Annotated in this window: 9 protein-coding genes; 6 read left to right on the forward strand and 3 right to left on the reverse strand. The window is 66.7% G+C overall.

Annotated features, from left to right (window positions below; all coding sequences use genetic code 11):
• A partial coding sequence (locus JL475_RS37095; protein ID WP_202282609.1) for a YDG/SRA domain-containing protein occupies positions 1-508 on the reverse strand: 508 nt, incomplete at its 3' end.
• Between the two features lie 160 nt (positions 509-668).
• Here JL475_RS37095 and JL475_RS37100 point away from each other — a divergent pair.
• Positions 669-3,824, forward strand: a complete 3,156-nt coding sequence (locus JL475_RS37100; RefSeq protein ID WP_202282610.1) for a DUF3427 domain-containing protein — start codon at positions 669-671, stop codon at positions 3,822-3,824.
• A gap of 3 nt (positions 3,825-3,827) precedes the next feature.
• Here JL475_RS37100 and JL475_RS37105 read toward each other — a convergent pair whose 3' ends face one another.
• Positions 3,828-4,490 carry an ATP-binding protein gene (locus JL475_RS37105; protein WP_307825312.1) on the reverse strand — a complete coding sequence of 221 codons (663 nt, stop codon included), beginning with the start codon at positions 4,488-4,490 and terminating at the stop codon, positions 3,828-3,830.
• Between the two features lie 205 nt (positions 4,491-4,695).
• On the opposite strand from JL475_RS37105, the gene JL475_RS37110 reads away from it, so the two are divergent.
• The 4 genes from JL475_RS37110 to JL475_RS37125 all read left to right on the forward strand — a co-directional run bounded on the left by JL475_RS37110 (position 4,696) and on the right by JL475_RS37125 (position 7,267).
• A complete protein-coding gene (locus JL475_RS37110) occupies positions 4,696-5,538 on the forward strand; it encodes a helix-turn-helix transcriptional regulator (RefSeq protein WP_202282612.1) in 843 nt (280 codons plus the stop codon).
• A 2-nt stretch (positions 5,539-5,540) separates the two neighbouring features.
• A complete protein-coding gene (locus tag JL475_RS37115; protein ID WP_202282614.1) occupies positions 5,541-5,753 on the forward strand; it encodes a DUF397 domain-containing protein in 213 nt (70 codons plus the stop codon).
• Between the two features lie 54 nt (positions 5,754-5,807).
• Positions 5,808-6,002 carry a hypothetical protein gene (locus tag JL475_RS37120; RefSeq protein ID WP_202282616.1) on the forward strand — a complete coding sequence of 65 codons (195 nt, stop codon included), beginning with the start codon at positions 5,808-5,810 and terminating at the stop codon, positions 6,000-6,002.
• Between the two features lie 170 nt (positions 6,003-6,172).
• Positions 6,173-7,267, forward strand: a complete 1,095-nt coding sequence (locus JL475_RS37125; protein ID WP_202282618.1) for a sel1 repeat family protein — start codon at positions 6,173-6,175, stop codon at positions 7,265-7,267.
• Between the two features lie 237 nt (positions 7,268-7,504).
• Here JL475_RS37125 and JL475_RS37130 read toward each other — a convergent pair whose 3' ends face one another.
• Positions 7,505-7,906, reverse strand: coding sequence for a DUF2809 domain-containing protein (locus tag JL475_RS37130; RefSeq protein WP_202282620.1), 402 nt, complete (start codon positions 7,904-7,906; stop codon positions 7,505-7,507).
• Positions 7,907-8,374: 468 nt separating this feature from the next.
• Between JL475_RS37130 and JL475_RS37135 the strand changes: the two genes are divergently transcribed.
• A complete protein-coding gene (locus JL475_RS37135) occupies positions 8,375-8,923 on the forward strand; it encodes a SigE family RNA polymerase sigma factor (RefSeq protein ID WP_202282621.1) in 549 nt (182 codons plus the stop codon).
• Positions 8,924-9,054: the final 131 nt, after the last annotated feature.

Here is a 9,054-nt window from a genome sequence, read left to right on the forward strand (position 1 = left end):
TCCCATCATCGCAGGTCAGCGGGCACCTCTTCTCGTTCCGCCTTCCGCAGCCGGCCGTCATGCGGTGGATCCAGGTTGAAACAGCCGTACGAACATCTGTGATCTCGTACAGGCCGTCATACCGGTAGGAGTCGGACGGCGAGTACCGCGGGTCCCCCTCGTACCCTCGGATCACGCGGATGGGATGCCCCCGCTCATAGCTGAGCCGGAGGGCAGCGTTGTCCACATACGACCAGGATTGACTACGCAGCAACCTGCCGGTGGAATCCTTGTCCTTGCCCTCCGAAGCCCCCGTGTACCGGATCCAGTCCCAGTGGTCTTCATCGTCCTCATAGCCCCCATGCAGGACGATCGCGTCTCCGACCCTTCTACCGTCCTGGTCCTCGAGCCAGGAAATACCCCGCTGGTTCGTTTGGTGCAGTTTCGCCCGTTGTACGTCCAGCCGCCGATGGAAGACCTCGCCTACAGGCACGCCTTCTACATGTCCGATGACTCGTTCGATTCCCATCCGCTCATACTTGAGCGAGATCGATCAACTTTGTCAATTTCCCTTTAAGGTCAGCCAAGTTGAGGCCGCAAGGCTCGTCCCCTCGGCTACCTCAGCCAGGGCTGTCAGAGCGCTCTGTTACACATGTGCCTCATCGCCCCGAGCGCTCGAAGGAGCTCACGTGTCCGAACTGGAGGACCTGGCCCACCCCGCCCCGGGTCTGTACGAGCAGCTGATTACGCTCCGCTTCGAGGAAAAACTGAGGGAGCTCTCCCGGCTCGGCTGGCGTCCGGTGAGCGACGTCGTAGGGCCCGAATCGGTCCCTCACGTGCTCGCGCGGCACGTTTCCCACACTGTACGCCGCGTCCTCCAGAACCTGCCCGAGGACGATCGTGTGCACGCGGCCAACCACATCCTGGAATCCATCAGCACGCTCAAGGGCGCACAGGAGTGGGTGGACCTCGTCGCAGACGGCCCCCGGCAACTCCTGGCCGTCACGCGGCAGGAAGCACCTGGGGTCTTCGCCATACGCCCCGGCGTCCCACTCTCGGACACCGCGCTTCTCACCAACTCCCCCGAGGACCCGAGCCTCGGATTTGAACTGCGCGCGGAGCTCGCCACCGCCGACCGTGTGGACCTTCTGTGTGCCTTCGTCAAATGGCACGGGCTGCGCGTCATCGAGCGGTCCTTGCAGGCAGCCCGGGAGCGGGGTGTACCGATACGGGTTCTGACCACCACGTACATGGGGGCCACCGAGCGGCGAGCCCTGGACCGCCTGATCGAAGATTTCGATGCCGAGGTGAAGGTCAACTACGAGACGCGGTCGACTCGGCTTCACGCCAAGGCGTGGCTGTTCCAGCGGAACAGCGGCTACCACACGGCGTACGTCGGCAGCTCGAATCTGTCGAAGGCCGCGCTCCTCGACGGCCTCGAATGGAACGTGCGCTTGTCCTCCGTGGCCACGCCCGAGGTGATGCGGAAGTTCGAGGCGACGTTCGAGTCGTACTGGAACGACCCGTCCTTCGAGACGTACGAACCCCACACCGACGGCAGTCGCCTTCAGGAAGCGCTGGCAGTGGCCGGTGGTACTCCCTCAGCAGACCGATCCATCACGCTGTCCGGTCTCGAGGTGCGGCCGTACCCCCATCAGCGCGACATGCTCGAGCGCCTTGACGTCGAGCGCGAGTTGCACGATCGGCACCGCAACCTCCTGGTGGCGGCCACGGGTACGGGTAAGACGGTCATGGCCGCGCTGGACTACAAGCATCTCCGCCGGAAGCACGAGCGCGACCTACGCCTCCTCTTCGTCGCCCACCGCAGGGAGATCTTGCAGCAGTCCTTGCGGACCTACCAGGACGTCCTGCTCGACGCGAACTTCGGAGAGCACCTGCACAGCGGCGAGATCCCGGAGCGCTGGACGCATGTCTTCGCAAGCGTGCAGTCGCTCAACGCAAAGGCGCTTGAGCGCCTCGCCCCCGACCACTTCGACGTCATCGTGATCGATGAGTTCCATCACGGAACCTCGCCGACGTACCGGAAGATCGTTGATCACTTCCAGCCGCTGGAGCTGCTCGGTCTGACGGCCACCCCCGAACGCATGGACGGCAAGAACATCCCGGACGAGTTCTTCGACGGCCGTATCGCCGCCGAGATGCGTTTGTGGGAGGCACTGGACAACAACCTCCTCTGCCCTTTCCACTACTTCGGCATCAGTGACAACACCGACCTGAGCGCCGTGGAGTGGAAGCGGGGAGCCTATGACGTGAGCTCGCTCAGCAACGTCCTGACGGGTAACACGGTCCGCGCCGGCCTCGTCGTGAAGGCCATCGAGGAGAAGGTGGCGGATCCCAGCCGTATGCGGGCGTTGGGGTTCTGCGTCTCCGTCGCTCATGCGCACTTCATGGCAGAGTCCTTCCGTTCCGCCGGCTTCAACGCCGTCGCCGTGTCCGGAGAGACACCGGCTGATCAGCGGCGGCAGGCACTCACGGACCTGAAGTCCGGGGATCTGCAGGTGGTCTTCTCGGTCGACCTCTTCAACGAAGGGGTCGACATCCCCGATGTCGACACCCTGCTCCTCCTCCGTCCCACCTCGAGCGCGACCGTGTTCCTCCAGCAACTCGGCCGTGGTCTCAGGCGCTCCGACACCAAGGCGGTGTTGACCGTCCTGGACTTCATCGGCCAGCACCGCAAGGAATTCCGTTTCGAGAACCAGTTCCGCGCCCTGACGAATCTGACGCGCAAGCGGCTGCTGGACCACATCGAGCACGACTTCCCGCAGCTCCCCTCCGGCTGCGAGATCATGCTGGAGGAGAAGGCCAAGCGCACGATCATCGCCAACATCAAGGACCAGCTCAGCGTCAACGTGACCACGCTGGCCCGTGAAGTCGCCGCTTACTCGGATCCCCGCCTCAGCCGCTACCTGGAGGAAAGCGGACGGGAGATCAAGGAGCTGTACCGGGGGAACGGGAACTCGTGGACCGGGCTGCTCCGCCGCGCCGGATTGATGGACCGCGAGGGGTCCGAGGGAGAGGCCGCGCTCCTCAAACGGGTACCTGCCTTCCTCCACGTCGACGACCCGCTGCGCGTGGCCGAGTACACGCGCATGCTGGAAGATGACGCCCCTACCTACAGCAACCTCGATGAGCAGGGGAAGGCGTACGCACGCATGCTCTTCTTCCAACTGTGGCCGCTGGGCGGTGTCACGAGGAAGGGCTTCGCGCACTACGACGCCGGGTTCGCCGTCCTCCGAAAGCAGCACGCTTTCCGCAGTGAGCTGCGCCAAGTGCTGGCGTACAACCTCGCACACACCGAGCACGTGCCCATCCCTCTCCTCGGAGCATCCGGAGACCGGGGTGTTCCGCTGGCCGTGCACGCTTCCTACACCCGCGAAGAGATCCTTCCCGCTCTCGGCCAGTCCGACATCGGGGGCTTCATGCCGGGGGACTTCCGGGAAGGAGTGAAGTGGTGCGAGTCCGTGAAGACCGACGCGCTCCTCATCACCCTCGAAAAGGACGAGAAGGACTTCTCCCCGCAGACCCGCTACCGGGACTTCGCGCTGAGCGAGACGCGGTTCCACTGGGAGTCCCAGAACCAGACCTCGGAGACGTCCGCGACCGGGCTGAGATACCAGCGTCACATCGCTCAGGGCAGTCAGGTGCTGCTGTTCGTCCGCCGCTACAAGACCACCGACATAGGCGGTGCTCAGCCATGGATGCTGTTGGGCCCTGCCGAGTACGAGAAGCACGAAGGCAGTAAGCCGATGGCCATCACCTGGAAGGTGAAGTACCCCATTCCGGCAGACGTGTTGTCTTACGCCAAGGCGGTGGCTGCGGGCTGACCTTCATCGAGAGGTGCGAGCCGCATCCAGTTCGGCCTCGAAGCGCGTCTGAGCGCGGTCGAGGATGTCATCGGCGTCATGGCCATGATCCTGAAGCCAGTGCAGGAGGTCGGCGATGACGTCGATGGCGGTCGCCTCGGCCGCCAAGGAACCCAGCCGGCTTCGCCGAGACGTGGTGCAGGGCTCGCTCTCTCCGTAGGAGCTGAGCACCCTCGCGACTCTCGCTCCCCGTGCGCCGCCCGTATGCCCCTCGGGCACGGCTGGTACGGCGACGAGCTCGCACCACGTCACTTTGCAGTCGCCGTGCAGTTCGACGCCCCAGCGATCCGCGAGGGCGTCGACCAGCGCCATACCACGTCCTCCTTCGGCGTCGTCACTGGCTTCCAGGAGGGTGGGAAGCGCGCGGGCGTCGGGGTCGCGTACCTCGATGCGGAGACGGGTTCCGTTGAGGAGGACGGCGAGATGGGCCGGGGTTCCTCGACTGATGTGCGTGATCACGTTTGCGATGAGCTCGCTTACACACAGTTGGGCCGAGTCGATGAACTCTTGGAAGCCCCAGGCTTCCAGATGCGTCCGCACGAGGCTGCGCAAGGTTGAGACCTCTTCCGGCTCCGCGAGGAAGGGAAGCCCCCAAGATGTCAGGGACTTGTAGGCGACATGCTCCACGGTTCAACTCCTACCTGAGCCACGATGGTTACACGCTGAAGCTCACTCCACACTGAGAGTTGCATTGAAACTCTCAAAATGGAACTCTCATCACGCGTTAGTGGGAGCGTGGAAGCGCACTGAGCGCCCCCGCGCACACGCCGCCTTGCCCCGGCGTCCCACATCTGTGGACGCTCTGAAGTGATCGAATCGAAGGGCTACTTCTATGCCGGTTGGACCGACGACCCGCAGGCGCCAGTTGGGCGCCGACCTGCGCCGACTGCGTGAGCGCAAGGGCCTCACGCTCGAGGAAGCAGGCGCCCGAGTGGGCATCTCAAAGGCAACGCTCAGTCGCTACGAGACGAAGGAGGGCACGGTCAAGTGGCCCGCAGTAGAAGCCCTTTGCCGGGAGTACGAAGCCTCAGACGAGGAACGACTCGCCCTCATCGAACTGGCGAAGGGCGCAAAGATCCAGGGGTGGTGGCGCTCACTGGCAGACCCCATCCCCGAGTCCATGAACCTGATGCTCACACTTGAGGACGAAGTCGTACGCGAGGACCACTACGCGTGCATGTACATCCCGGGCCTCCTCCAGACACGCCCTTACGCAGAAGCCGTCCACCGGGCGTCAGAGGTGCACTGCCCGGAGCGGGAGGTACAGCACATGGTCGACATCCGCATGAAGCGGCAGGAACTCCTGGAACGCAAGGAGCCACCCCGCATCTGGTGCGTGATCGACGAAGCCGCTCTCAGGCGCCAAGTGGGCGGACGTTCGGTCATGCAGGAACAGTTGGGTCACCTGCTGGCCATGGCGGAGCGCCCACACGTGACCGTACAGGTGCTGCCCTTCTCAACAGGAGCGCATGCTGCGTCCGTTGGGAGCTTCGTCGTTTTGCGCGGCCCGTCGCCCGAGTTGGACGTGGCGTACGTCGATCTCCTCGGTGGCGGCTTGTTCATGGAGAAGAAGCCGGAGCTGGAGCGGTATAGGTTGGCGTTCGAATATCTGAGCGCCCAGGCACTCGACCTCGAGTCGTCGACGGAGCTCATCCAGCGCCTAAGCGAGGAGTGACGATGACAGCGGCCTCCAGCCCTCAGTGGTTCAAGTCCTCCTACAGCGGCGGCAGCGGCACCGAGTGCGTGGAGTGCGCGCGGGTCGATGGTGGAATGTGGGTGCGTGACTCGAAGTGGCGGGGCGGGCCGGTACTGACCGTCACGAACGCCTCCTGGCAGGCGCTGCTGGATACGGTGGGATGCGGTGCACCGGGTCTTCGGTCGGAGAGCTGAGCCGATTCGTTCGGGTCACGTCCGATGGCCGAGGTTGTCGTTGATGATGCTCACATGACTCACCGCATCAACGCTCTGACCTCGACCATCGGCCTCCTTGTCGGCCTGATGCTGCTCATCGTTTCCGTTCAGCAGTACCGCTCCGGGGCGTCGGCGCTCTGGGTCGCGGCTGGAGCTGCGATCTTCCTCAGCACCTTGTACACGTTCGTACGGGACGTGCGGCGACTGCGCGCCGGGCGGACGTCCTGATGAGCGGTGTCGACCTCGAAGGGTCGCGCCCGGTCGGCGCCACGGCGGGACATGCTCAGCACAAGTCACCTGGATGAAGCGATACTTGGAACGACAGGGCCCGGTGGGGACAGTGAAGACCGGCCACCGTAAAGGCGCGTGGCGGGTGGGGCGCCGGAAGAGGGGGACGGGTGGCAGCGTCGAGGATGGTGTGGGGGGAACCGGATCCGAACCTCGAACTGGCCGCGGAGGCGGGTGACGTCGGGGCGATGAAGGCTCTCGGCAAGCACCTTCACGAGTCCCCTGGCGGCCTGGAGCACGCCGAGCGGTGGCTGCTCGCCGCGGCCGAGGCCGGGGATCGCGAGGCGATGTACCACCTGAGCGGGATCTACTGGGACCTCGCCGTCAGCAGGCACCCGAACGGCGATGCGGACGAGGCCAGGTCGGCCGACTGGTGCAGGCGCGCGGCGCGGGCGGGATGGCCCGAGGCGGTGCGGGCCATGGGCCGGAAGAGCGGCATCAGCGGCGACGAGCGTGAGTTCTGGCTTCGGCGCGCAGGGGAGGACGGGGACCCGTGGGCCATGACCTCCCTGGCAGAGCTGGCCGAGGAGCGGAAGCGGCCCGAGGACGCTGAGCACTGGTACCGGATGGCCGTCGCCCACGGTATGTCCTCCGTGCGCACCGATCTGGCGTACCTGCTCATGGGGCAGGGGCGGCTGAGCGAGGCGGAGGAGTGCGTGAGGCCGGAGGCCGAGGCGGGCTCGGTGAGAGGCGCCCGGCAGCTGGCCGATGTACTGGAGCAGCTCGGTCGGCGGCAGGAAGCCTCCGCATGGCGGGAAACACACGAGGCTCTGCGCGCCCGGGAAATCGAGGAGAGCGTCCACCAGTCGTGGGGCGCTGCACCGGAGCTCGCCACGGTCGCCGTCACCGCGCTGGTCACGACCGCCGTTGTGCCCTTCGTCCAGGGACTCGTCGCCAAGGCTGCCGAGGATGCCTACGGGCAGGCCAGGAGCCTCGTCCGCCGGATGCTGCGCGGGAACGGGGAGCCGGGACCGGCCGCCGAGGCCGTCGAGGAGTCCACGGGTGAGGAGGAACCCGGCCTCCTCATCGCCGACGACGCGGAGGCGGGGATCACCCTCTTCATGTGGTCGAATGCCTCTGACGAGGCACTGCGAGCCCTCTCGTCGCTCGACATGGACGAGCTGGCCGTCCGCAGACCGGACCAGGGCAGGGTGCGCCTCGTGTGGCATCCCGCGACCGGCAGGTGGCGCATCCGCGGGGAATGACCCACCGTCGTACAGGGCATCCGACACCGCATCGCCCGCAAGGACACCGAGACCTCGCAGCGGCTGGGCCGTCACCGCTGGACCATCGGACGCACCGTGCAACGGCCCGGCTCACCGGCTGCCGCCGCCTCCACCGCTCCACCGCCGCTACGAACGCGAAGCCCGGGCCGAGTGGACCTCGACCGTGAGTCCGGCCCCGTCGCGACGGAGTTCGCGGGCCGGGGCGAGTCGGGGAACTCATCCTTGACGGATGGCGGTGACCACAGAACGCTGTGCCGCTGTGTGTACGAGCGCTGACAGGACGGCGCCGACCGCGTACCAGAGCAGGTCGGGCGCGTTGAAGGTGGAGCCCAGGACGAGCCTGGCGGCGAGGCTGTGCACCGCCAGCTCACCGGGGATCCCGGTGAGCTGGAACAGCTCCACCGCGCAGCTGAAGCCCAGGGCCGCGACGGCGGCCGCCGTCGGCTTCACCCGGGGTGCGACCAGCACCACGAGCACGTGGACCAGGGCCGTGTAGAGCGCGTCGCCCGCGTACTTGGCGATGTCACCCGTCATCACTGCCCTGATCCCCAGACCCGCCGCCAGGGTCAACAACGCCGCCGCGCAGGCGATCAGGCGCGTGCGCGTGAGAAGTCCCATGCCGAAACCCTACGCGGCCACGCTGTTCAGAAAACGGGACGGCAGTGACCGGCCGACGGGAACCTCGGCGTGACCGGGGCCGGCCTGCGACGACAGTACCGACACCGCGCCGGAAGAGCTGCCGCAAGTGGCCTGTGCGAGGACACTCGGCCCTCAGCCCGGCCTCACCGTCGGCAGCGAGCCGGCGCAGGAAGGCCCGGCGTTCGGGCAGACAGCAGCTCGTGGCGGGCTCGTCCCCGACACCGGCGCCTGCGCGCCGCCCACGGTCAATCCCCTCCCCGGCGTGACCGGCCAGAAGACCGTCCCGGGCCGGTCAGTTGACGTGACGACGTCGTCCCAGGAGATGCTCGACGCCCCGGTCCCCGCTGGTGGTTGTCAGTGGCCCCGCTCACCTGTCCGACGCGGCACCGGTTCCCGGGCAACCGAACCCGCCGAAACCGTGGTCTGGAGGGCGAGGGAGGGTGCTTGATGCAGGTCGAACAAGAGGCCGAGTTCCAAGAGTTCGTCACGGCGCGGTGGTCCCATCTCGTACGGACCGCGTATCTGCTCACGGGCGACGTGCACTACGCCGAAGACCTGGCTCAGACGGCGCTGGCCAAGGCGTACCGCTCATGGCGGCGCGTCTCGCGCAGCGACAAGCCGGAGGCGTACGTCCGGCGGATACTGGTCAACTGCAACAGCGACCGGTTCCGCAAGCGGCGGGTCACGGAGGCGCTGACCGCGGTGCCGCCGGAGGTGGCCGGGCGCGACGAGGCCGTCTCGTGGGCCGCCGAGCGCAGCGCCCTGCTCGCGGCACTGGCCGGACTGCCGCCGAAGCAGCGGGCGGTGATCGTCATGCGCTACTGGGAGGACCTGTCCGAGGCCGAGGTCGCCGAGGTGCTCGGCTGCTCGCCCGGCACGGTCAAGAGCCAGGCCTCCAAGGCGCTGGCGAAGTTGCGTACGCATCCGGGACTCGCGCAGGTCGTGGACGAACCTGTCCGCAGCCGAGTGCCGTCCGGGCAGGGAGGCAGGAAGTGAACGAGGAGCAGAAGCAGCAGGGGACGGGAAGCAGCGGGGACTTCGAGGAGCAGCTGCGCGAGCTGCTCGCCGAGGACGCGAACACGATCCGGCCCGCGCCGGCGGCGTATCCGGCGATCCGCCGCCGGGGC

The sequence above is a fragment of the Streptomyces sp. M2CJ-2 genome (assembly GCF_016757295.1).
In the GTDB taxonomy this organism is placed as follows: Bacteria; Actinomycetota; Actinomycetes; order Streptomycetales; family Streptomycetaceae; genus Streptomyces.

Bases quoted from the DNA above. Each gene is read 5' to 3' on its own strand.
- JL475_RS37110 (WP_202282612.1), top strand. From the start codon at position 4,696: ATGCCGGTTGGACCGACGACCCGCAGGCGCCAGTTGGGCGCCGACCTG.
- JL475_RS37115 (WP_202282614.1), top strand. From the start codon at position 5,541: ATGACAGCGGCCTCCAGCCCTCAGTGGTTCAAGTCCTCCTACAGCGGC.
- JL475_RS37120 (WP_202282616.1), top strand. From the start codon at position 5,808: ATGACTCACCGCATCAACGCTCTGACCTCGACCATCGGCCTCCTTGTC.
- JL475_RS37130 (WP_202282620.1), bottom strand. From the start codon at position 7,906: ATGGGACTTCTCACGCGCACGCGCCTGATCGCCTGCGCGGCGGCGTTG.
- JL475_RS37135 (WP_202282621.1), top strand. From the start codon at position 8,375: ATGCAGGTCGAACAAGAGGCCGAGTTCCAAGAGTTCGTCACGGCGCGG.